This window comes from Erwinia sp. PME.40.26/001 (assembly GCF_055556675.1).
In genome coordinates this window covers 441,831-462,882 of sequence record NZ_JBVHNP010000003.1, presented here as the reverse complement: position 1 = coordinate 462,882, position 21,052 = coordinate 441,831, and the positions used below count along the sequence as shown (strand labels likewise).

The following is a 21,052-nucleotide window of genomic DNA, read 5'->3' as shown; positions in this document are numbered from 1 at the left end:
AGCATTGTTCGTTCCGTTAGCACGGGGCGACCCCGACATTGTAGGGGCTGACCTTCTGTTTCGGTCAGCCCGCAACATCAAACGCGTTACGCTTTTTTCTTGTCGCGGCTGTGCAGGCCACGCTTTTCCAGGCCGCGATAAATCAGCTGCTGCTGGAGAATGGTCACCAGGTTACTGACGATGTAGTACAGCACCAGACCTGAAGGGAACCACAGGAAGAACACGGTGAAGATGACCGGCATGAAGGTCATGATCTTCTGCTGCATCGGGTCGGTCACTGTGGTCGGCGACATCTTCTGAATGAAGAACATCGTGATACCCATCAGGATCGGCAGGATGTAATACGGGTCCTGTGCGGCCAGGTCATGGATCCACAGTGCGAACGGCGCATGACGCAGTTCAACGGAGCCCATCAGCATGTAGTACAGGGCCAGGAAGATTGGCATCTGGATAACCAGCGGCAGACAGCCACCCAGCGGATTCACTTTCTCCGCCTTATACAGCGCCATCATCTCCTGACTCATCTTCTGCTTATCGTCGCCTAAACGCTCACGCATCGCCTGGATCTTCGGCTGCAGCATGCGCATTTTCGCCATGGAGGTGTACTGCGCCTTGGTCAGCGGGTACATGATGCCACGAACGATGAAGGTGATAACGATAATCGAGAAGCCCCAGTTACCGATAAAGGTATGCAGGAATTTCAGCAGTTTGAACAGCGGCTGAGAAATAAACCACAGCCAGCCGTAATCCACGGTCAGATCCAGGTGTGGGGCCACGGCCGCCATCTTGTCCTGAATTTCCGGGCCAACCCACAGGGTGGCAGCCAGCTGCTGCTGGGAACCCGGCGCGATGGTCACTGGCGCAGACTTGTAGCCAATGGCGGCAATACCGTTACCCAGATTGCTGGTGTACAGCGTGTTGATGCCTGCTGTCTGTGGTACCCATGCGGTCGCGAAATACTGCTGCAGCATCGCCACCCAACCGTTGTTGGTGGTGGTGCTCAGGTTTTCGTTGTCGCTGATTTTGTCGAATTTGTACTTCTCGTAGTTGGTCTCACTGCTGGAGTAAGCCGCACCACGGAAAGTGTGCAGGGCAAAGTTGCTGCTGCCGGTATCGCGATGCTTCGGCAGGTCAATGGACTGCTTCAGCTGACCGAACATCGACACTTCCAGCGGCTGCTGAGAGGCGTTGTTGATCTGATAATCGACATTAATGGCGTATTCACCGCGCTTCAGCACGAAGGTCTTGGTGTAGGTCGCGCCATTCTCAGCGGTAAAGGTCAGCGGGATACGCAGTTCGCTCTGGCCTTCAGCCAGTTCGAAGTGATCCTGAGCTGCGGTATACAGCGGACGTGCGCCGTTCGCCGGGTTATCCGGGCCATTACGACCGGTCAGGCCGCTCTGCGCCTGATACAGGAAGCCTGGCGTGGTTTCCAACAGCTGGAAAGGCTTGTCAGAACCCAGTGAGTCCGGGTAAGTCAGCAATAACGCCTGGTCAATATCGCCACCGCGAGTATTGATGTTCAAAGACAGGACATCAGTCTTAACGGTGATCGTTTTGCCCTGTCCGCTGGCAGGGACACCCTGATTGGCGGCATCACCGACTGCGCTGTTGGTGTTCTGTGTGGTCTGGGTCTGCAATGGCTGCGGAGCGTGGTCCGTCTGCCAGGCTTGCCAGATCATAAAGGACACGAACAGAAAAGCGATGAGGAAAAGATTGCGTTGCGAATCCATCGTTAATGTTCTCTGGGATCAATGGTTATGTGGCGGCACCGGATCGTCGCCACCCGGGTTTAAGGGGTGGCATTTTAATATGCGTTTCATCGTCAACCAACTCCCTTTTACCACCCCAAACCTGCGCAATGCCTCAATACCGTATTGCGAGCAGGTGGGGTGAAAACGGCAGTGGGGCCCTAACAGCGGACTGATTACGCGTTGATAGACGCGAATCAGCGCGATCAGGACCCGCGAGCCAGGCGACAATGGCGACGCCATAATTTCTCCAACGCTTCCGTCAGTGCCTTATTATCCAGATCGGCAACACCCTTTTTCGCTACGATCACAAAATCCATCGCGGGCAATTCATGCTGACGCAGACGAAAGCTTTCGCGGGTCAATCGCTTGATCCGGTTACGTTCGTGAGCACGTTTAACATGTTTTTTGGCGACGGTAAGACCGATGCGGGGATGCCCCAGCGCGTTCAGGCGGCCGAGAATAGTAATTTGCGGCGTGCCAGCCCGTTGTGGCTGCTGGAAGACGAAAGTGAAATGAGTGGGAGTTAACAAACGTAACTCCCTGGGAAATGCGAGCTTAACCACTCAGCGGTTAGCTTTTATTACTTAGAAACGGTCAGACGAGAACGGCCTTTAGCACGACGACGTGCCAGAACCTGACGACCATTTTTATTTGCCATACGAGCACGGAAACCATGTGAACGGTTGCGCTTCAGTACGGACGGTTGAAAAGTGCGTTTCATGGCGATTTCTACCTAAACTTGGAAAATTTCACTTGGTGACGCGTTATCTGGCCCGAAAAAACGACCGACGCCTCAGTGTGTCTTTAATAAAGAGGCGGGATTGTAATAATTGTACAGTCCAGAGTCAATTTACTTCGCGTGAAAAGCGCGCCTTGATTGCCCGTAGTGACTCACTGTTTCAGCCAAAAGGGCTATGGCGCCACACGCCGGGGCAAGAATTATACGGTGTCCATTAAAAATCGCAAGGATCGCGCAGGATCTTCTTGCGATCCCGTTACATTGAGTTTGCGGCAATAACGTGACGCCGCCATTAAATTTCAACGAATGCAGACGATCCTGAATGCCTTTTGCTCAGGGTGGCGTAAACTTATCCCCGCTGTGGATGCCTGTGGATAAATTGGATCAAAACTGTGTAGAAAGTGAAGATCTCTGCTGCGCTTTACGCTATGATCCGCCCTTCCGCTGACGATCCTCCGGGTCGGATCCTACCCCGCAAGCATGAAAAATGTCGGGGACGGGCGGAGTAACCGCGGATAGCGGTTCGCATGTGTCTCATCGGCATGCGTCAACAATGATGAAATTATCGCTTCAGCGCCTTTTATATCTTATCGAATTTTTTCGAGTGGAGTCCGCCGTGTCACTTACGCTTTGGCAACAGTGTCTTGCCCGCCTGCAGGATGAGCTACCTGCCACAGAATTTAGCATGTGGATACGTCCCTTACAGGCCGAACTGAATGACAATACGCTGGCCTTGTATGCACCAAACCGTTTTGTACTCGATTGGGTTCGGGATAAATACCTGAATAATATCAATGCCCTGCTAAATGATTTTTGCGGGGCAAATGTGCCATTGCTGCGTTTTGAGGTTGGCAGTAAGCCGGTCGCGCAGACCATCAGCCAGCCGGTAATGGCCAGTGCTCATGCCAGCGCACCGGGTATCATCAGCCGTCCTGCCCCGATGCGGCCAAGCTGGGACAACATGCCGGCACCGGCAGAGCTGTCTTATCGCTCGAATGTGAATACCAAGCACAATTTTGACAACTTTGTTGAGGGTAAATCGAACCAGCTGGCGCGTGCGGCGGCACGTCAGGTTGCAGATAACCCCGGCGGCGCTTATAACCCCTTGTTCCTGTATGGCGGTACAGGCCTGGGTAAAACGCACCTGCTGCATGCGGTGGGTAACGGCATTATGGCGCGCAAGCCAAACGCGAAAGTGGTTTATATGCACTCAGAGCGTTTTGTGCAGGACATGGTCAAAGCACTGCAGAATAACGCCATTGAAGAGTTCAAGCGTTACTACCGCTCGGTCGATGCGCTGCTGATCGATGATATTCAGTTCTTTGCCAATAAAGAGCGTTCACAGGAAGAGTTTTTCCACACCTTTAATGCGCTGCTGGAAGGCAATCAGCAGATCATTTTGACCTCGGATCGTTATCCGAAAGAGATCAACGGGGTGGAGGATCGTCTGAAATCACGCTTTGGCTGGGGCCTGACGGTGGCGATCGAGCCGCCGGAGCTGGAAACCCGCGTAGCGATCCTGATGAAGAAAGCCGACGAAAATGACATTCGCCTGCCCGGTGAGGTCGCGTTCTTTATTGCCAAACGACTGCGTTCAAACGTTCGTGAGCTGGAAGGTGCGCTGAATCGCGTGATCGCCAACGCCAACTTTACCGGTCGTGCCATCACCATCGATTTTGTGCGCGAAGCGCTGCGCGATCTGCTGGCATTGCAGGAGAAGCTGGTCACCATTGATAATATCCAGAAGACAGTCGCTGAATATTATAAAATCAAAGTGGCCGATCTGCTGTCGAAGCGACGTTCCCGTTCGGTTGCCCGTCCACGCCAGATGGCGATGGCGATGGCCAAAGAACTGACCAACCACAGTCTGCCGGAAATCGGTGATGCTTTCGGGGGTCGTGACCACACCACGGTGTTACATGCCTGCCGTAAAATCGAGCAGTTGCGTGAAGAGAGTCACGACATTAAAGAAGATTTCTCAAATCTAATCAGAACATTATCTTCCTGACTATGAAATTTATTGTAGAACGTGAGCATTTACTCAAACCCTTACAGCAAGTTAGCAGCCCGTTAGGCGGGCGTCCGACGCTGCCCATTCTTGGTAATCTGCTGCTGCAGGTCACTGAGGGTACGCTGCTGCTGACCGGTACCGATTTAGAAATGGAAATGGTCGCCCGCGTAGCGCTGACCCAGGACCATGAGCCGGGGGCCACCACCGTACCGGCGCGAAAATTCTTTGATATCTGTCGTGGTCTGCCGGAAGGCGCAGAGATCACGGTGATCCTGGACGGTGAGAGGATGCTGGTGCGCTCCGGCCGCAGCCGTTTCTCACTTTCCACGCTGCCCGCCAGCGACTTCCCGAACCTGGACGACTGGCAGAGCGAGGTGGAGTTTACGCTGCCGCAGGCCACGATGAAGCGCCTGATCGAAGCCACGCAGTTCTCGATGGCTCATCAGGACGTGCGCTACTACCTGAACGGTATGCTATTTGAAACCGAAGGCGAAGAGCTGCGTACGGTGGCCACCGACGGCCACCGTCTGGCGGTGTGTTCCATGCCGGTCGGGCAGTCGCTGCCAAGCCATTCGGTGATCGTGCCGCGTAAAGGGGTGATTGAACTGGTACGTCTGCTGGACGGCGGCGATACGCCACTGCAGGTGCAGATTGGCAGCAACAATATCCGTGCCCACGTGGGAGATTTTATCTTCACCTCCAAGCTGGTGGATGGTCGCTTCCCTGATTATCGCCGCGTGTTGCCGAAAAACCCCGACAAAACTCTTGATGCGGGCTGCGACCTGCTGAAGCAGGCCTTTGCCCGTGCAGCGATCCTCTCTAACGAGAAATTCCGTGGTGTTCGCCTTTATATCAGCGAAAATCAGCTGAAGATTACGGCGAATAACCCGGAGCAGGAAGAGGCCGAAGAGATTCTGGATGTCACTTACGGCGGCACCGACCTCGAAATCGGCTTTAACGTCAGCTACGTGCTGGATGTGCTGAACGCGCTGAAGTGCGAGAATGTGCGCCTGCTGCTGACGGACTCGGTATCCAGTGTGCAGATCGAAGATGCGGCCAGTCAAAGCGCAGCCTATGTCGTCATGCCGATGAGATTGTAATTTATCGGGCTAACTTGCTTGCCCTTTTGCGCCCGGGCAGTGCTTGTCATCCTCACGTACTTCGGTACGCTGCGGCGACTGCGCACTGGCCGTATGCAAACTGGCGGCGACGCCGACGGCCTGGATCGGTGTTACAGAGATAACGAGCCGGGCAATTCAACTTCTTTACTCTCTGTGGAACCACTGCATTTATGGCTTTAACCCGCCTGCTTATCAAAGACTTCCGTAATATTGAAAACGCGGACCTTGCGCTGGCCCCCGGATTTAACTTCCTCGTGGGGCCCAACGGCAGCGGTAAAACCAGCGTGCTGGAAGCCATTTATACCCTTGGGCACGGTCGGGCCTTCCGCAGCTTACAGGCGGGCAGGGTGATCCGTCATGAGCAGGACGCTTTTGTGCTTCACGGGCGCATCGCCGGGAGTGAGCGCGAAGTGTCAGTCGGCCTGACTAAAAACCGTGCCGGTGACAGTCGCGTGCGGGTGGACGGCAGCGACGGGCATAAGGTGGCCGAGCTGGCGCAGATGCTGCCGATGCAGCTCATTACGCCAGAAGGGTTTACCCTGCTCAACGGTGGGCCCAAATACCGTCGGGCCTATATCGACTGGGGATGTTTTCACAACGAACCCGGTTTTTTCAGCGCCTGGAGCAATCTTAAGCGGCTGCTCAAGCAGCGTAATGCCGCCCTGCGCCAGGTCTCGCGCTACCAGCAAATCCGGGCGTGGGATCAGGAGCTGGCTCCTCTGGCGGAGCAGATAAGCCGCTGGCGGGCGGACTACAGTGCAGCGATTGCGGCAGACATTAATGCCACCTGTGCGCAGTTTCTGCCCGAGTTTCAACTCAGCTTCTCTTTCCAGCGTGGCTGGGATAAAGAGAGCGACTATGCCGAACTGCTCGAACGCAACTTTGAGCGAGATCGTGCACTGACTTACACCGCCAGCGGCCCTCATAAAGCCGATTTCCGCATTCGTGCGGAGGGGACGCCGGTAGAAGATTTGCTGTCACGCGGCCAGTTAAAGCTGCTGATGTGCGCCCTGAGGCTGGCGCAGGGTGAGTTTCTCACCCGACAGAACGGGCGACGTTGCCTGTATCTGATAGATGATTTTGCCTCTGAGCTGGATGAAACGCGCCGCCACCTGCTGGCAGCGCGCTTAAAAGCCACTCAGGCCCAGGTTTTTGTCAGTGCCATTGCACCGGAGCATGTCTTCGATATGACTGACGAAAAGGGCAAGATGTTCAACGTAGAACAAGGTAAAATAGCGGTTCAACCTGAAGATTAAACGAGCGAGAAAAGTTGATGTCGAATTCTTATGACTCCTCCAGTATCAAAGTTCTGAAAGGGCTCGATGCTGTACGCAAACGCCCGGGTATGTATATCGGCGATACGGATGACGGTACCGGTCTGCATCACATGGTATTTGAGGTCGTGGATAACGCCATTGACGAAGCGCTCGCCGGTCACTGTTCCGATATTCTTGTCACTATTCATGCTGATAACTCCGTTTCCGTTGTGGATGATGGCCGTGGTATTCCGACCGGTATTCACGAAGAAGAAGGCATCTCAGCTGCTGAAGTGATCATGACCGTGCTGCACGCCGGCGGTAAGTTCGACGATAACTCTTATAAAGTCTCCGGCGGCCTGCACGGCGTGGGTGTTTCGGTAGTGAACGCCCTGTCGGAAAAACTGGAGCTGACCATTCGTCGCGAAGGGAAGGTTCACCAGCAGACTTACGTCCACGGCGTGCCTCAGGCCCCGCTGAGCGTGAGCGGTGAAACTGATCTGACGGGAACGCGCGTGCGTTTCTGGCCCAGCCACCAGACGTTTACTAACGTCGTGGAGTTTGAGTACGAAATCCTGGCAAAGCGCCTGCGCGAGCTGTCGTTCCTGAACTCCGGTGTGTCAATCAAGCTGGAAGATAAGCGCGACGGTAAAAGCGACCATTACCACTATGAAGGTGGTATCAAGGCGTTTGTTGAGTACCTCAACAAGAACAAAACCCCGATCCACCCGAATGTGTTCTATTTCTCAACCGAGAAAGACGGCATTGGTGTGGAAGTGGCGCTGCAGTGGAACGATGGTTTCCAGGAAAACATCTACTGCTTTACTAACAACATCCCACAGCGGGATGGGGGTACGCACCTCGTTGGTTTCCGTACCGCGATGACCCGTACCCTGAATGCCTACATGGACAAAGAAGGCTACAGCAAGAAAGCCAAAGTCAGCGCCACCGGTGACGACGCGCGTGAAGGCCTGATTGCTGTGGTATCGGTCAAAGTGCCGGATCCGAAATTCTCTTCACAGACCAAAGATAAACTGGTCTCTTCTGAAGTGAAAACCGCCGTAGAACAGCAGATGAACGAGCTGCTGGCAGAATACCTGCTGGAAAACCCGACCGACGCCAAAATCGTCGTGGGTAAAATCATTGATGCAGCGCGCGCCCGTGAAGCGGCCCGCCGTGCACGTGAGATGACCCGCCGTAAAGGTGCGCTGGATCTGGCAGGCCTGCCGGGCAAACTGGCGGACTGTCAGGAGCGTGACCCGGCTCTGTCCGAAATCTACCTGGTGGAAGGGGACTCTGCGGGCGGCTCTGCCAAGCAGGGGCGTAACCGTAAAAACCAGGCCATTCTGCCGCTGAAGGGTAAAATCCTCAACGTCGAGAAGGCGCGCTTTGACAAGATGCTTGCGTCCCAGGAAGTGGCCACGCTGATCACCGCGCTGGGCTGCGGTATCGGCCGTGATGAGTACAACCCGGACAAACTGCGTTATCACAGCATCATTATCATGACCGATGCCGACGTGGATGGTTCGCACATCCGTACCCTGCTGCTGACCTTCTTCTACCGTCAGATGCCGGAAATCATCGAGCGTGGTCATGTCTATATTGCCCAGCCACCGCTGTACAAGGTGAAAAAAGGCAAGCAGGAACAGTATATTAAAGATGACGATGCGATGGATCAGTACCAGATCGCCATTGCGCTGGACGGCGCTACGCTGCATGCGAATGCCAGCGCTCCGGCCCTTGGCGGCAAGCCGCTGGAAGATCTGGTGTCCGAGTTCAACAGCACGCGCAAGATGATCAAGCGCATGGAGCGCCGTTATCCGGTGGCCTTGCTGAATGCACTGGTCTACAACCCAACCCTGAGTGAGCTGGCCGCTGAAGCGCCGGTACAGGCCTGGTTGAGTGAGCTGGTGAAGTACCTGAATGATAACGATCAGCACGGCAGCACCTACAGCGGTCTGGTACGCGAAAATCTGGAGCTGCATATCTTTGAGCCGGTACTGCGTATCAAAACCCACGGTGTGGACACGGATTATGCCCTGGACAGCGAGTTTATGCTCGGCGGCGAATACCGTAAGCTCTGCGCTCTGGGTGAGAAGCTGCGAGGCCTGATCGAAGAAGACGCGTTCATCGAACGCGGCGAACGTCGTCAGCCGATCGCCAGCTTTGAGCAGGCGATGGAGTGGCTGGTCAAAGAGTCACGCCGTGGCCTGACCGTTCAGCGTTATAAAGGTCTGGGCGAGATGAACCCGGATCAGCTGTGGGAAACCACCATGGATCCCGACAGCCGTCGTATGCTGCGTGTCACCATCCGTGATGCCGTGGCCGCCGACCAGCTGTTTACCACGCTGATGGGTGATGCGGTAGAACCCCGTCGTGCCTTTATCGAAGAGAACGCCCTGCGCGCGGCGAACATCGATATCTGATCGTGCAGGCAGCGACCTTTTTTACCGGTCGCCCGCCAGCAAAAAGCAGACCTCCGGGTCTGCTTTTTTTTTGTCCTGGGTTTCCTTTCCGCTGGCGTCACGGTGCGTAGCGTGCCGCTCATTTCACTGTCAGGCTGGTCATTCTGAGCTGAATCGCGCTAGCATGGTAACAAACTCTTAGCTAACGAGGATGGTATGGCGATTAAACTGATTGCGATTGATATGGATGGCACGCTGCTTAACCCACAGCATGAAATTTCTCCGCGCGTGAAGCAGGCGATCCAGGCCGCACGTGATAAAGGCGTGGCGGTGGTGCTGGCCACCGGCCGTCCGTTTATCGGCGTACAGCGTTACCTGGCGGAGCTGGGCTTGCAGCAGGAAGGTCAGTACTGCATCAGCAATAACGGTGCGCTGGTGCAGAAAGCAGATAGCGGCGAGTGCATTGCGGAAGTGGCGGTCAGCTTTGACGACTATCTTTACTATGAGCAGATGGCGCGCGATCTCGGCGTGCATTTCCAGGCGCTGACACAGACCCATCTGTACACCGCGAATAAAGATATCAGCCGCTATACCGTGCATGAAGCCAGCCTGACGGGCATTCCCTTGCGCTACCGCCCGGTAGAAGAGATGGATGCTTCCATGACCTTCCCGAAAATCATGATGATTGATGAGCCGGAGCTGCTGGATGCCGCTATCGCACGTATTCCGGCGGAAGCCCGGACGCGCAATACCCTGCTGAAAAGCTCACCTTACTTCCTTGAAATCCTTAACAAAGAGGTGAATAAAGGCGCTGGCGTGAAAGCCCTGGCTGACCGTCTGGGACTGCAGCGTGAGGAGGTGATGGCACTGGGCGACCAGGAAAACGATTTGGCTATGCTGGAATTTGCCGGTACAGGGGTGGCGATGGGCAACGGCATTGACTCAGTTAAGGCCATTGCGCAGTTTGTGACCGCGTCTAACGCTGAAGATGGTGTGGCCGTGGCTATCGAGAAGTACGTTCTGTAATTTTTACCCTGCCAGTCAGACGGCGGATACCCTTCATCCGCCGAATGAATTACCCTGAGCAAAACCGTGCAAAGGGTTCTTCCGATGAAAGAAAAACAGCTAACGTTCGCTCCGCGTCATCACCAGTTAACCAATATCAACGTCTGGACCGCCGACAGTCAGTGGCTGGCTTATGATGTGCGTCCCGGCGGAGCGTCTTTTACGGGGCTGACGATTGAACAGGTTAACGCCCACAGCGGCGTGACCGAAGTGCTGTATCAGGCGCGCGACGGTGCCCATGTCGGTGTCGTGACCGTCAGCCCGGACCTGCCTGCCCGTTACGTCTGCATACACGGACCGGAACATCCGGACAGCCAGTGGAAGTATGATTTCCACCACCGTCGCGGGGTGATCATCCAGCACGGGGTCGCGGAAACCCTGGATGCCTGCGATATCACTCCCCCTTATACCGCCGGTGCGCTGCGCGGAGGATCACATGTACACGTTTTCAGCCCGGATGGTACACGCCTGAGCTTTACCTATAACGACCATGTTATGCATGAATGGGATAAGGCCCAGGATTTACGCAATGTGGGGGTGGCCGTGCCGCTACACGCGGTGTGTCCGCCGAAACACCATCCCCGCGAATATGATGGCAGCCACTACTGTGTGCTGGTCAGCCGCACGACGGCCAGCCCACGGCCGGGCAGCGATGAGATTAACCGGGCTTACGAAGAGGGCTGGGTGGGTCAGCAGGGTTACCAGCGCTCTGATGGCAGCCAACAGCGCTGGGCGCTGGCCTTTATGGGTGACTCGCTGTCGGCCAGCGGGGAAAAAGTGACGGAGGTGTTTATCGTTGACCTGCCGGAAAGCAACGCGGCGTTCGCCATCGCGGGCGATGCGCCGCTGGAAGGCAGTGAAACCCGACTGCCGGCCCCGCCCAGAGGCGTGCAACAGCGGCGTCTGACCTTTACCGCAGACCGTCGTTTTCCCGGTCTGGCCGCGACACCGCGACACTGGCTGCGGTGCTCACCGGATGGCAGCGCCATTGCCTTTCTGATGAAGGATGATGCTGGCGTGGTACAGCTGTGGACCGTCTCTCCGCTGGGCGGTGAACCTCACCAGGTCACCCGGGGTGACAGCGATATTCAGTCCGCGTTTAGCTGGCATCCTGACGGGCATCAGCTGGCGTTTGTCATGGACAACAGCATTACTCTCTGTGATGCCAGAAGCGGATCGTTACGACGCATCACCGCGCGCAGCGCACTTGCCCCGGTGGCCGATGCGGTGGTGTTTTCCCCCGACGGGCGGTCCGTGGCGTATTTGCGTGACTGTGGTGAGTTTAGACAGATATTTACGGCGCAGGTGAATTAGCCACGTCCGGGGCGATGGTCTGCTGCATAATCTCGTTGGTACGGTTCTTCTGTTCGCTGCGGCGGACACGATCGCGCGGCGAGTCAGTATCCCCGGCGCGGTAATAATCGAGTGGCAGCAGCAGCGTATCCAGTACGGCAGAAAAAGGCAGATCAATCAGAGCCAGGGGCTTCATAACCCAGCTGCTGTCTTTGTCCGTCAGAACACTGGCGCTGGCGCGCGTACCGGGATAATAGCCCTCGCCCGCGCCGCTGTGTGACATCATGCTTGAGCAACCGCTGGTGCTGACCAGGGAAACACAGGCAACCAACCCGGCAATATGGCACTTCTTTAAAGCATTCATCTCGATCATCCCTTCAGTCATGGCAAGCCTGGCTGAGACTCATTGCCGGCGTACTGGCCACTCTGTGGTGGCTGGCACGATGGCCCGGCAAACTCATCCCTGAGTGTATGTCATTACGTGCTTTCAGGTAAAAAAATCGTCATTTCCCCCTTGAAAGCATGGTGTTCATCACCATTTTATTTCTACGGTCAGTGAAACCTGTGCCGACAGGGCAGTGTTTTCTGAACCGGCGACCCGTCCATGATGGAGGGCCGTTATCATTGACCTCATCCTCGCTGATAATCAGGAGCTTAAAACATGCGTAATTTCGACCTTGCCCCACTCTACCGTTCTTCCATCGGGTTTGACCGTCTGATCAATCTGCTGGAATCAAGCCAGAGCCAGAGCAACAATAACGGCGGCTATCCTCCGTATAACGTTGAGCTGGTGGGCGAAAACAACTACCGCATTACGATTGCCGTTGCCGGTTTTGCTGAGAATGAGCTGGAGATCACCTCTCACGATAATCTTCTCAGCGTGCGTGGATCGCACCCGGACGAGCAGCAGGAACGCACCTATCTCTATCAGGGGATCGCGGAGCGTAACTTCGAACGCAAATTCCAGTTAGCCGAACACGTCCATGTTCGTGATGCAAAACTGGAAAACGGTTTACTTTATATCGATCTGGAGCGCGTTGTGCCTGAAGCAAATAAACCGCGCCGTATCGAAATCATCAAGTAATCCAGCACGGTAGTCGGGCCGTCAGCAGGCGCTGGCGGCCCCGATCTTACTCGCAATGGGCCCGCTCAACTTCCTCTGCCAGAATCCTGATCCCCTGCTCAATCTTATCGTTGTCCGGCACATAGTTCATACGCATGCACTGATGCGTGTGCGGCCACGCCTGCTCCAGCCCCGGGAAGAAGAAATGCCCCGGCACCATCAGCACGCCCCGTTTTTTCAGCCGCTGATACAGCACTTCAGTGGTGATCGGCAGATCTTTAAACCACAGCCAGAGGAAAATCGCCCCTTCAGGCTTATGGATCAGGCAGCGGTCAGGGGATAAATAACGGCGGATCACCGCAATGGTCTGCGTCACGCGCTGCTGATAAAACGGCTTGATCACCTCTTCCGACAGTCGCAACAAGTCGCCGCGCTGGATCATCTCATTGGCGATGGCAGGCCCAACGCTTCCGGGAGCCAGGCTGATAATACCGTTCATATTACTGACGGCAGAGATCACCTTCTCATCGGCAATAATGATGCCGCAGCGCGCACCCGGCAGGCCAAGCTTTGACAGGCTCATACACAGAATAATATTCGGATTCCACAGCGGGCGTGCCTCGCTGAAGATAATTCCCGGGAAGGGGACGCCGTACGCGTTGTCGATCAGCAGCGGGATATCATGCTGCTGTGCCAGCGCATCCAGCTTGAGCAGTTCATCATCGGTGATCACATTCCCGGTCGGATTGGTCGGCCGCGACACACAGATCAGACCGGTATCCTCACCGATATGCAGATGTTCAAAGTCCACGTGATATTTAAACTGTCCTTCCGGCAGCATCTCAATATTAGGGCGCGTCGAGACAAACAGGTCTTCATCCAGACCGGCATCGGCATAACCCAGATATTCAGGAGCCAGCGGGAACAGAACACGCTTTTTGCTGCCGTCGGCACGGTAGCCGGCATACAGGTTAAACAGATAAAAGAAAGCGCTCTGGCTGCCGTTGGTCAGGGCAATATTTTCCGGGGCGATGTCCCAGCCAAGCTGGTCGCGCAGCAGGGCTGACAGGGAATCCAGCAGCGTCGTTTTACCCCGCGGGCCGTCATAGTTGCACAGGGCCTCCGCCAGCTTGCCCTCATCATGCATCTGCTGAAGCAACTGCTGGAAATAGTCGTTCATGGCCGGGATCTGCGCGGGATTGCCACCGCCCAGCATCACCGTGCCCGGCGTACGTAAGCCCTGACCCATATCTTCCATCAGGCGTGAAATACCTGTATGGCGCGTAAATTTTTCACCAAATGCCGAAAAGCTCATACCCTGTTAATCGCTTGTTATTTACAACGGGTGTCCACCTTAACGCCAGCACCTGTGTGATGCAATCTTCAGGGGGAGCGATAGCATTTGTTCATGGCGGCGATGTTTTCGCGGCGTCTGCCCATCGGGCCGTGCGTTACTAAGCTGAATCGTTTTAAGGCAGTGGCGTTACAGGGTGCCTGTCATCACATCTGTTAATGTATCCGTGATGATTAATGGCAAAATTTAGTGATTTACTGCACGTTTAATAGAGTAAAAATTGCCAATAGGCCAGTCGGTGATGGCAATCACGTTTTTATCCTGCGCTGGTTTGTAGTCTGTCCTCCCATAACGCTTAATCAATTCAGCTAAAGGACAAGAACCATGAAAAAAACACTTCTGGCAGGGGTAGTGATGGCGGTAATTAGCGGTCAGGCGGCGGCGCAAAGCTGGGTGCTGACGGATGCTGAAACCAGTACGGAAAAGGGAAACTGGCAGATGAACAGCCAGCAGCTGAAGCTGGGAGGGGAAAGCTTCAGCATCGAGCAGAAAGTGCTGCACGGCGGCAAACAGGAAGGGTCAAAAGTCCTGACCATTACCAGCAAGAATGGCCTGACCATCAGTCTGAGCCCGACACGCGGTATGGATCTGCTTAAAGTGACCGGACATGGCGTTCGTCTGGGCTGGGATTCGCCAGTGAAGGAAGTGGTTAACCCGGCTAATATCAATCTGGAAAGCCGTAACGGTCTGGGCTGGCTGGAAGGGTTCAATGAGATGATGGTGCGCTGCGGCTTCGAGTGGACCGGCCACCCGGTGACTAAAGACGGCGTGATCTACACGCTGCACGGGAAAGCGGGCAACACCCCGGCGTCGAAAGTGGAGGTGATTGTCGATGATAAAGCCCCGCATGAAATCCGCATCCGCGGCCTGTTGAAAGAGACCACCTTCAAAAAAGCGAACCTCGAAACCTGGACCGAGCTGCGCTATGTGCCGGGCTCCGATGCCTTTACCGTTCATGATGTGCTGACCAACCAGGCCGATTATCCGCACGACTACCAGATTATCTATCACAGTAACTTCGGTACGCCGATCCTGGAAAAAGACGCCCGCTTTATTGCCCCGCTGAAATCCGTTTCACCGTTTAATGACTACGCCAAAAAAGGGCTGGACGGCTGGAACGTTTACGGTGCGCCAACCAAAGACTTCGATGAGATGGTATTTAACCTGACGCCTAAAGCCGACAGCAACGGCAAAACCGTGGCCGCAGTGATCAACAGCAAAGGGGATAAAGGCGCATCGATTGAGTTTGACACCCACCAGCTTCCACTGCTGACCATGTGGAAAAATACCGACACCCTGAAACAGGGCTATGTGACCGGGATTGAGCCTGGCACGAACTATGCCTATCCTGTCACGATCGAGAAAGAGCAGGGGCGCGTGAAACAGCTGCAGGCAGGACAGAGTACCGAATTTACACTGACCTATACGTTGCTGAAGGATGCCAGCGCGGTACAGAAGGTCGAGCAGCGAGTGAAACAGATCCAGGGGGATGACACCGTCGCCATCGACGAAACGCCTATCGCCAAAGAATAATTATCGCCGCCAGGCAGGGGTTGACTGCATTTCCGGTCAACCCGCAATCGCATCTGGCCGATCGTCAAGACGATCGGCCCTGCAGAACGACATCTGCGGTTAACGCGGATTAACGCAGTTCTTTTCCACCCTGCCGTTCAGTGCGGCAATCAGATTATCAACGGCATCTTTCGCCATACCGTAGCGTGTTTCATGGGTCGCGGAGCCAATATGCGGCAACGCCACCACGTTACGCAGCTGCAGCAGTTCAGAGCTGACCGGCAGGGGTTCCTGCTCAAACACATCCAGCCCGGCTGCGTGGATCGTCCCGTCTTTCAGCGCGGCAATCAGCGCCTGCTCGTCCACCACCGGACCGCGTCCGGCGTTAATCAGCACCGCTGTTTTCTTCATTTTCGCCAGCTGGTCACGACCGATCAGGTGGTGTGTCTGTTCAGTCAGCGGCAGGCTGATACAGAGGAAGTCGGATTCGGCCAGCAGCTGGTCGAGGTCGCAGTACTGCGCCTCAAAGCGCTGCTCGGCTTCCGTATGATGTTTACGGGCGTTGTAGAGGATGGGCATGCCAAAGCCAAGATGTGCGCGCTGCGCCAGGGCCAGGCCGATGCGGCCCATGCCGAGGATCCCCAGCTTCTTATGGTGAACATCAATGCCGTACCAGTCAGGAGCAATGCTTTTTTGCCACTCTCCCGCTTTAACGCGCTCCGCCATTTCTACCACCCGGCGGGCAGAACTCAGCACCAGCGCCATCATGGTATCCGCCACGGTCTCGGTCAGCACCGTCGGGGTATGCATCAGCAAAACGCCGCGATCGTTGAGCGCCGCCACGTCGAAATTGTCGTAGCCGACGGAAACGGTCGAGGCAACGCGCAACTCAGGCATATGCTGCAAAAACGCGGCATCCACTTTACCACCGGAGCCCAGAATACCTTTGGCCTGACGAAACGTGTCGGCATGAGCCGCGAGGGTTTCCGGGCTTAAGTCTTTTACCTCTGTCACGCTGAAATGCTCATCCAGACGTGCGCGCAGATCCTCAGGTAACGACTTATACAGCACCACAGAAGGTTTCATATGCTCTTCCTATTTTCATTTATTTCATTAACAGAGTGGCTCGTCTCGCCAACGAAAACCGCCTCTGTAGCAGAGGCGGAAGCCGTTATTTTGAGGAGAGGGCACCATCAGGCAGCGGCGACTGCTTATTCTGCGCTGGCTTTACGATAAGCGTCAGCCAGACGGAGACCAGTAAGGCGCTGCCCATAAAAATATACGACGCGGACGGGCTGCCGGTAGCACCGTTCAGGTAACCCACCACCCAGGAACCGAGGAAGGAGCCCAGCGCCCCCATGGCATTGATCAGCGCCATAGCGCCACCAGCGACGTTGCGCGGCAGCATTTCCGGGATGATGGCAAAGAACGGACCATAGGGGGCATACATTGCCGCCCCGGCAATCACCAGCAACGCGTAGGACAGCCAGAAATTACCCGGCCCCACCAAATATGAGCCTAAAAAGGCCATGGCACCAATCAGCAGTAACGGCCAGACAAACAATTTACGGTTTTGTAACTTATCCGAAGCCCAGGAGACAACAATCATCGCTATCGTGGCGGCCAGATAAGGTACGGCCGACAGCCAGCCCGCTTCCACCATGCCCATCTGCGTGCCGTTACGCAGAATGGAGGGCAGCCACAGAACGAAGCCGTATACGCCGATGCTCCAGGTAAAATACTGGGCGCACAGGATAATGACGTTTCGTGACTTAAAGGCTTCGGCATAGTTACGAACGGCTTTCAGGTTCTCCTGCTCTTTCTGTAACTGCGCCTGCAGGGCGGCTTTTTCCGCATCGCTCAGCCATTTGGCCTGCGCCGGTTTATCCTGCACCAGGAACCACCACGCTACCGCCCAGATTACCGCCGGGAATCCTTCAATAATGAACATTTCACGCCAGCCAAAGGCGTTGATCAGGTAACCGGACACCACTGACATCCACAGGACGGTCACCGGGTTACCGAGGATCAGGAAGGTGTTGGCGCGCGAACGTTCCGATTTGGTAAACCAGTTGCTGATGTAGATCAGCATCGCCGGCATCACCGCGGCCTCCACCACGCCGAGCGTAAAGCGGATGGCGGCCAGCATCGGAATATTACTGACCATCCCGGTCAGCGTGGCGCAGATACCCCATAAAATCAGGCACCAGAACACCAGCTTTTTAACGCTGCGGCGCTCGGCGTAGATCGCCCCCGGGATCTGGAAGAAGAAGTAGCCGAGAAAGAACAGGGCGCCCAGCAGCGAAGAGACGCCTTTGGTGATACCGAGGTCTTCGTTGATCCCGGCGGCAGAGGCGAAGCTGAAGTTAGCACGGTCAAGGTACGCCAGGCTGTAGGTGATAAACACGATGGGCATGATGTACCACCAGCGTTTAGGCGCGATTGTCTGATTTTTCATAAGTCTGATCCTCGGTGGCCGCATTCTTTAGTAGGGGTCGATGCGGTTTGTTTTTTTTCCGGGTCGTGACGGCGTCAGAAGTCACCCAGCGCAGCGCGCGTCGGTAATCCTTCGCTGTCACCGATCGCCTGAATGGCCAGTGAACCAATTTTGTTACCGCGCAGTATCGCTGCCGGTAGCGTTTTGCCTTCCAGTAAGGCGCTGATAACGCCGACGGCAAAGCCATCACCGGCACCGACGGTGTCCACGACATGATCCGTTCTGATCGCCGCCACCTGGCCGCTGTCGCCGTCAGCCGTTTTGTACCAGGCTCCGTCACTGCCGGTTTTAATCACTACTGCTTTCACACCCATCGCCAGGTAAAAATCGGCAATGGCTTCCGGCTGCGTATAACCGGTCAGAATCTGGCCCTCTTTGATGCCCGGCAGCACCCAGTCGGCATACTGAGCCAGACCGTTCAGCTGCCTGACCATTTCCGCTTCGCCGGACCACAGTACCGGACGCAGATTCGGGTCGAAGGAGAGGGTTTTTCCCGCCTTTTTCATCGCCTGCGCGGCCTGCTGCAACAGCGCAAGCGAACTGTCGGAGAGCGCCGCCGCTACACCACTCAGGTGCAGGTGACGGGCCGAAGCGAAATATTCCGGATTAAAATCCTCACCGGAAAGGTGACTGGCGGCTGAGCCCTTGCGGAAATACTCCACCTGCGGATCGGAGCCATCGTCGACTTTCGATTTCAGCTGAAAGCCGGTCGGGTAACGGGTATCAACTGTCACCTGACGGCGATCCACGCCCTCCTGATCCAGCTGCTGACAGGTAAATCGCCCGAAGGAGTCATCACCGATGCGGCTGACCCAGCCGACATTCAGGCCCAGGCGTGCCAGGCCAATGGCGACATTCAGCTCAGCCCCGGCGATGCGCTTGCTGAACCGGCCGGCACTGGCAAGATCGCCGCACTCTGCGGCCACGAACATCGCCATCGCTTCGCCGATGGTGACCACATCCAGGGGGCGGGTAGTTGCAATACTCATGATCTACTCCTCACGCAGCAGGTCGACATAGTGGCGGGTCACCGCCACCAGGTCCGGGCCTTCCAGCGGAAATTCAATAGCACGCGGAACATCAGTGGGCAGAAGGGCCAGCGTGTCACGCCACAGATTATCAGCCTCATCCAGCGCCACGGCGCGCCAGCCTTCACCCTGTGGCACGGCGGCTTTCACATGGATATAGCTGACATAACGATTCAGGCGCGTAGCGGCCTCCAGCGGTTTATCGCCCACCCACAGCCAGTTGCCCATATCAAAGGTCATACCGTTGCAGGTGCGGCTTTCTCCGCAGGCGTGGAAAAAGCGATCGAGCGCGGCCAGTTTCCCGCAATCGGTCTGATCGTTTTCCACCACCAGATGCACTTTTTTCCCGGCGAGCTTACTGCGCAACGCCTGGCAGGGAAAACGCGGGTCATAATGTCCCAGCGAATATTTTATTAACTGGGCATTAAGTTGTTCCGCTTCGGCAAAGTGCTGGTCGAGACGGGGATTAAGCGAACCATCGGCCATAAACAATGCTTCCGGTACGGAATAGAACGCCACCAGCCCGACGTGACGGATAGCCTCCGCCATAACGGGCAGCGAGGCGAGCTCATGATCGGTCATCAGCTCACGCCGGATTTCCACGCCGTCCGCCCCCGCCGCGGCAATAACCGGCAGCAGCGCCTGCTGGCCACCCATGGCGTTAATCTGCTGTTGCCCGTAGGCAGCGGTGACGACGATGATTTCTCTTTTCATACATCCTTCCTGCATTTTTGTTCTATTAAAACCGTAGATGGAACCGGTTCCAAAAGATAGCAACAGAAGTGGAATTTATGATCGCGCTCACGATGTGCACAATTTATGGCCGGGAAAGGTCTTAAAAATAGGAGGGGAAAAGGCTGTCACCGACGGGGTAAGAAAAGCCTGCCGCCGTTTGTGACAGGGTTGAAAATATTACGGTGCGAGCTTCTGCGTTGATCCGCGCACGATCAGTTCACCACGAAAAACCTGCTCATGCCGGGGCTGTTCATCTCCGGCGATGCGTTTCACTACCTGCTCCAGCGCGGCATAGCCTATCTGCCAGGTGGGCTGCTTCAGCGTGGTGATACCGACACCGGCCAGCTCCGCCCACTCCAGTTCGTCAAAGCCCAGCAGGCCAATCTGCTCACCCCAGTTCAGATTCAGGCGGCGCAGCGCGCGGGCAACCTGTAGCGTCAGCGCCCCATTCACCACCATCACGGCGCAGGGTGTGCCGCGATGGCGCTGGTAAAAGTCACTCAGTACCGCATCCAGCCGCGTGGGATCGCCAAGGGCAATCTCGGCCTGTTCAGCCGCCAGCTCAGGCTGCTGCGCCATACGCTGGCGAAAGCTGTGGACGCGCTCCAGCCGGGTGTTGACCAGCCCGAGTGGTTCGCTGATAAACAACAGCGATCGGTAACCCTGTTCAAGCAGGTGCTCTGTGGCCAGGACGGCGGCGGCATGGTTATCCAGTCCGACCACGTCACACTCAAACTCGGGAATTTTCCGGTCAATCAGCGTCATCGGCAGCAGCGACTGCTGAAGCTGGTTCAGCGCCTCCTCACGCATGCCAACTGCATTGACCACAATGCCTTCCACCTGATAGCTGTTGAGCAGGTTGAGATAATGTTTTTCGAGGTCAACTTCGTTATTGGTATTACACATCAGCAGGGTAAAGCCGTGAGCGCGGCAGGCGGCTTCAATGCCGCTTAACACATTGACGGAATAGGGGTTGGTGATATCGGCAATGATCAGACCAATCAGCTTGGTGCGCCCGCGCTTCAGGCCGCGTGCCATCTGGCTGGGGCGATAATTGAGCGCGGCGATGGCCTGCTCAATACGCGTTTTCAGGTCGACGGAAAGGGCATTCAGCTCGCCGTTCAGGTAGCGTGACACGCTGGTCTTCCCGGTGCTCGCGGCTTTCGCAACATCGCTGATAGTGGCTTTGGCGGCCTTACGGTTCATGGTGTTCCCTGAT

General features: G+C 55.8%; 18 protein-coding genes and 1 pseudogene. 8 read left to right on the top strand and 11 right to left on the bottom strand.

The features are described from left to right. Positions 1-86: 86 nt before the first annotated feature. The 4 genes and pseudogenes from yidC to rpmH all read right to left on the bottom strand — a co-directional run bounded on the left by yidC (position 87) and on the right by rpmH (position 2,475). A complete protein-coding gene (gene yidC / locus ACZ3HG_RS12565; RefSeq protein WP_191935250.1) occupies positions 87-1,733 on the bottom strand; it encodes a membrane protein insertase YidC in 1,647 nt (548 codons plus the stop codon). A gap of 2 nt (positions 1,734-1,735) precedes the next feature. Next, a pseudogene (yidD, locus tag ACZ3HG_RS12560) lies at positions 1,736-1,994 on the bottom strand (membrane protein insertion efficiency factor YidD). Next, positions 1,958-2,317 carry a ribonuclease P protein component gene (gene rnpA / locus ACZ3HG_RS12555; RefSeq protein WP_062744083.1) on the bottom strand — a complete coding sequence of 120 codons (360 nt, stop codon included), beginning with the start codon at positions 2,315-2,317 and terminating at the stop codon, positions 1,958-1,960. Before rnpA ends, yidD begins: the two are co-directional and overlap by 37 nt. A 17-nt stretch (positions 2,318-2,334) precedes the next feature. After that, complete coding sequence (rpmH, locus tag ACZ3HG_RS12550; protein ID WP_003023858.1) at positions 2,335-2,475, bottom strand: 50S ribosomal protein L34; 141 nt, start codon at positions 2,473-2,475, stop codon at positions 2,335-2,337. 634 nt (positions 2,476-3,109) lie between these two features. Between rpmH and dnaA the strand changes: the two genes are divergently transcribed. The 6 genes from dnaA (at position 3,110) to ACZ3HG_RS12520 (ending at position 11,665) form a co-directional block, all read left to right on the top strand. Next, positions 3,110-4,501 (top strand): chromosomal replication initiator protein DnaA, encoded by a 1,392-nt coding sequence (dnaA, locus tag ACZ3HG_RS12545; RefSeq protein WP_191935248.1) that lies wholly within the window; start codon positions 3,110-3,112, stop codon positions 4,499-4,501. Between the two features lie 2 nt (positions 4,502-4,503). Further along, positions 4,504-5,604 (top strand): DNA polymerase III subunit beta, encoded by a 1,101-nt coding sequence (gene dnaN / locus ACZ3HG_RS12540; RefSeq protein WP_062744082.1) that lies wholly within the window; start codon positions 4,504-4,506, stop codon positions 5,602-5,604. A 191-nt stretch (positions 5,605-5,795) separates the two neighbouring features. Continuing rightward, positions 5,796-6,881: a DNA replication/repair protein RecF gene (gene recF / locus ACZ3HG_RS12535; protein ID WP_191935247.1), complete on the top strand. Its 1,086-nt coding sequence runs from the start codon at positions 5,796-5,798 to the stop codon at positions 6,879-6,881. A 17-nt stretch (positions 6,882-6,898) separates the two neighbouring features. Continuing rightward, positions 6,899-9,307 carry a DNA topoisomerase (ATP-hydrolyzing) subunit B gene (gyrB, locus tag ACZ3HG_RS12530; RefSeq protein ID WP_191935246.1) on the top strand — a complete coding sequence of 803 codons (2,409 nt, stop codon included), beginning with the start codon at positions 6,899-6,901 and terminating at the stop codon, positions 9,305-9,307. A 195-nt stretch (positions 9,308-9,502) separates the two neighbouring features. Then, positions 9,503-10,312, top strand: coding sequence for a sugar-phosphatase (gene yidA / locus ACZ3HG_RS12525; protein ID WP_191937122.1), 810 nt, complete (start codon positions 9,503-9,505; stop codon positions 10,310-10,312). A gap of 84 nt (positions 10,313-10,396) precedes the next feature. Further along, complete coding sequence (locus ACZ3HG_RS12520; protein WP_465332968.1) at positions 10,397-11,665, top strand: DUF3748 domain-containing protein; 1,269 nt, start codon at positions 10,397-10,399, stop codon at positions 11,663-11,665. Here ACZ3HG_RS12520 and ACZ3HG_RS12515 read toward each other — a convergent pair. Beyond that, complete coding sequence (locus ACZ3HG_RS12515) at positions 11,646-12,008, bottom strand: YceK/YidQ family lipoprotein (RefSeq protein WP_191935243.1); 363 nt, start codon at positions 12,006-12,008, stop codon at positions 11,646-11,648. The genes ACZ3HG_RS12520 and ACZ3HG_RS12515 overlap by 20 nt on opposite strands. Before the next feature lie 297 nt (positions 12,009-12,305). On the opposite strand from ACZ3HG_RS12515, the gene ibpA reads away from it, so the two are divergent. Further along, complete coding sequence (gene ibpA / locus ACZ3HG_RS12510; protein ID WP_062744073.1) at positions 12,306-12,728, top strand: small heat shock chaperone IbpA; 423 nt, start codon at positions 12,306-12,308, stop codon at positions 12,726-12,728. Positions 12,729-12,774: 46 nt separating this feature from the next. Here the strand turns inward: ibpA and ACZ3HG_RS12505 are convergent, their stop codons facing one another. After that, a complete protein-coding gene (locus ACZ3HG_RS12505; RefSeq protein WP_191935242.1) occupies positions 12,775-14,022 on the bottom strand; it encodes a valine--pyruvate transaminase in 1,248 nt (415 codons plus the stop codon). Between the two features lie 363 nt (positions 14,023-14,385). On the opposite strand from ACZ3HG_RS12505, the gene ACZ3HG_RS12500 reads away from it, so the two are divergent. After that, entirely contained in the window at positions 14,386-15,594 is a 1,209-nt protein-coding gene (locus ACZ3HG_RS12500) for an aldose 1-epimerase family protein (protein WP_191937124.1), read from the top strand. 99 nt (positions 15,595-15,693) lie between these two features. Here the strand turns inward: ACZ3HG_RS12500 and ghrB are convergent, their stop codons facing one another. The 5 genes from ghrB to ACZ3HG_RS12475 all read right to left on the bottom strand — a co-directional run bounded on the left by ghrB (position 15,694) and on the right by ACZ3HG_RS12475 (position 21,039). Further along, positions 15,694-16,659 (bottom strand): glyoxylate/hydroxypyruvate reductase GhrB, encoded by a 966-nt coding sequence (ghrB, locus tag ACZ3HG_RS12495; RefSeq protein WP_191935240.1) that lies wholly within the window; start codon positions 16,657-16,659, stop codon positions 15,694-15,696. An 85-nt stretch (positions 16,660-16,744) separates the two neighbouring features. After that, a complete protein-coding gene (locus tag ACZ3HG_RS12490) occupies positions 16,745-18,031 on the bottom strand; it encodes an MFS transporter (protein ID WP_062744069.1) in 1,287 nt (428 codons plus the stop codon). Positions 18,032-18,105: 74 nt separating this feature from the next. After that, positions 18,106-19,059, bottom strand: a complete 954-nt coding sequence (locus ACZ3HG_RS12485) for a sugar kinase (RefSeq protein ID WP_191935239.1) — start codon at positions 19,057-19,059, stop codon at positions 18,106-18,108. Between the two features lie 3 nt (positions 19,060-19,062). Continuing rightward, positions 19,063-19,812 carry a sugar phosphate isomerase/epimerase family protein gene (locus tag ACZ3HG_RS12480; protein WP_191937126.1) on the bottom strand — a complete coding sequence of 250 codons (750 nt, stop codon included), beginning with the start codon at positions 19,810-19,812 and terminating at the stop codon, positions 19,063-19,065. A 198-nt stretch (positions 19,813-20,010) separates the two neighbouring features. Further along, on the bottom strand, positions 20,011-21,039 hold the full coding sequence (locus tag ACZ3HG_RS12475) for a LacI family DNA-binding transcriptional regulator (protein ID WP_191935237.1): 1,029 nt from the start codon (positions 21,037-21,039) through the stop codon (positions 20,011-20,013). Positions 21,040-21,052 lie beyond the last annotated feature (13 nt).

Excerpts from the sequence above, each read along its gene's own strand:
- ACZ3HG_RS12505 (WP_191935242.1), bottom strand. The coding sequence starts at position 14,022 with ATGAGCTTTTCGGCATTTGGTGAAAAATTTACGCGCCATACAGGTATT.
- ghrB (WP_191935240.1), bottom strand. The coding sequence starts at position 16,659 with ATGAAACCTTCTGTGGTGCTGTATAAGTCGTTACCTGAGGATCTGCGC.
- ACZ3HG_RS12490 (WP_062744069.1), bottom strand. The coding sequence starts at position 18,031 with ATGAAAAATCAGACAATCGCGCCTAAACGCTGGTGGTACATCATGCCC.
- dnaN (WP_062744082.1), top strand. The coding sequence starts at position 4,504 with ATGAAATTTATTGTAGAACGTGAGCATTTACTCAAACCCTTACAGCAA.
- yidA (WP_191937122.1), top strand. The coding sequence starts at position 9,503 with ATGGCGATTAAACTGATTGCGATTGATATGGATGGCACGCTGCTTAAC.
- ibpA (WP_062744073.1), top strand. The coding sequence starts at position 12,306 with ATGCGTAATTTCGACCTTGCCCCACTCTACCGTTCTTCCATCGGGTTT.
- ACZ3HG_RS12500 (WP_191937124.1), top strand. The coding sequence starts at position 14,386 with ATGAAAAAAACACTTCTGGCAGGGGTAGTGATGGCGGTAATTAGCGGT.
- ACZ3HG_RS12475 (WP_191935237.1), bottom strand. The coding sequence starts at position 21,039 with ATGAACCGTAAGGCCGCCAAAGCCACTATCAGCGATGTTGCGAAAGCC.
- recF (WP_191935247.1), top strand. The coding sequence starts at position 5,796 with ATGGCTTTAACCCGCCTGCTTATCAAAGACTTCCGTAATATTGAAAAC.
- ACZ3HG_RS12515 (WP_191935243.1), bottom strand. The coding sequence starts at position 12,008 with ATGAATGCTTTAAAGAAGTGCCATATTGCCGGGTTGGTTGCCTGTGTT.
- ACZ3HG_RS12480 (WP_191937126.1), bottom strand. The coding sequence starts at position 19,812 with ATGAAAAGAGAAATCATCGTCGTCACCGCTGCCTACGGGCAACAGCAG.
- rpmH (WP_003023858.1), bottom strand. The coding sequence starts at position 2,475 with ATGAAACGCACTTTTCAACCGTCCGTACTGAAGCGCAACCGTTCACAT.
- gyrB (WP_191935246.1), top strand. The coding sequence starts at position 6,899 with ATGTCGAATTCTTATGACTCCTCCAGTATCAAAGTTCTGAAAGGGCTC.
- ACZ3HG_RS12520 (WP_465332968.1), top strand. The coding sequence starts at position 10,397 with ATGAAAGAAAAACAGCTAACGTTCGCTCCGCGTCATCACCAGTTAACC.
- yidC (WP_191935250.1), bottom strand. The coding sequence starts at position 1,733 with ATGGATTCGCAACGCAATCTTTTCCTCATCGCTTTTCTGTTCGTGTCC.
- ACZ3HG_RS12485 (WP_191935239.1), bottom strand. The coding sequence starts at position 19,059 with ATGAGTATTGCAACTACCCGCCCCCTGGATGTGGTCACCATCGGCGAA.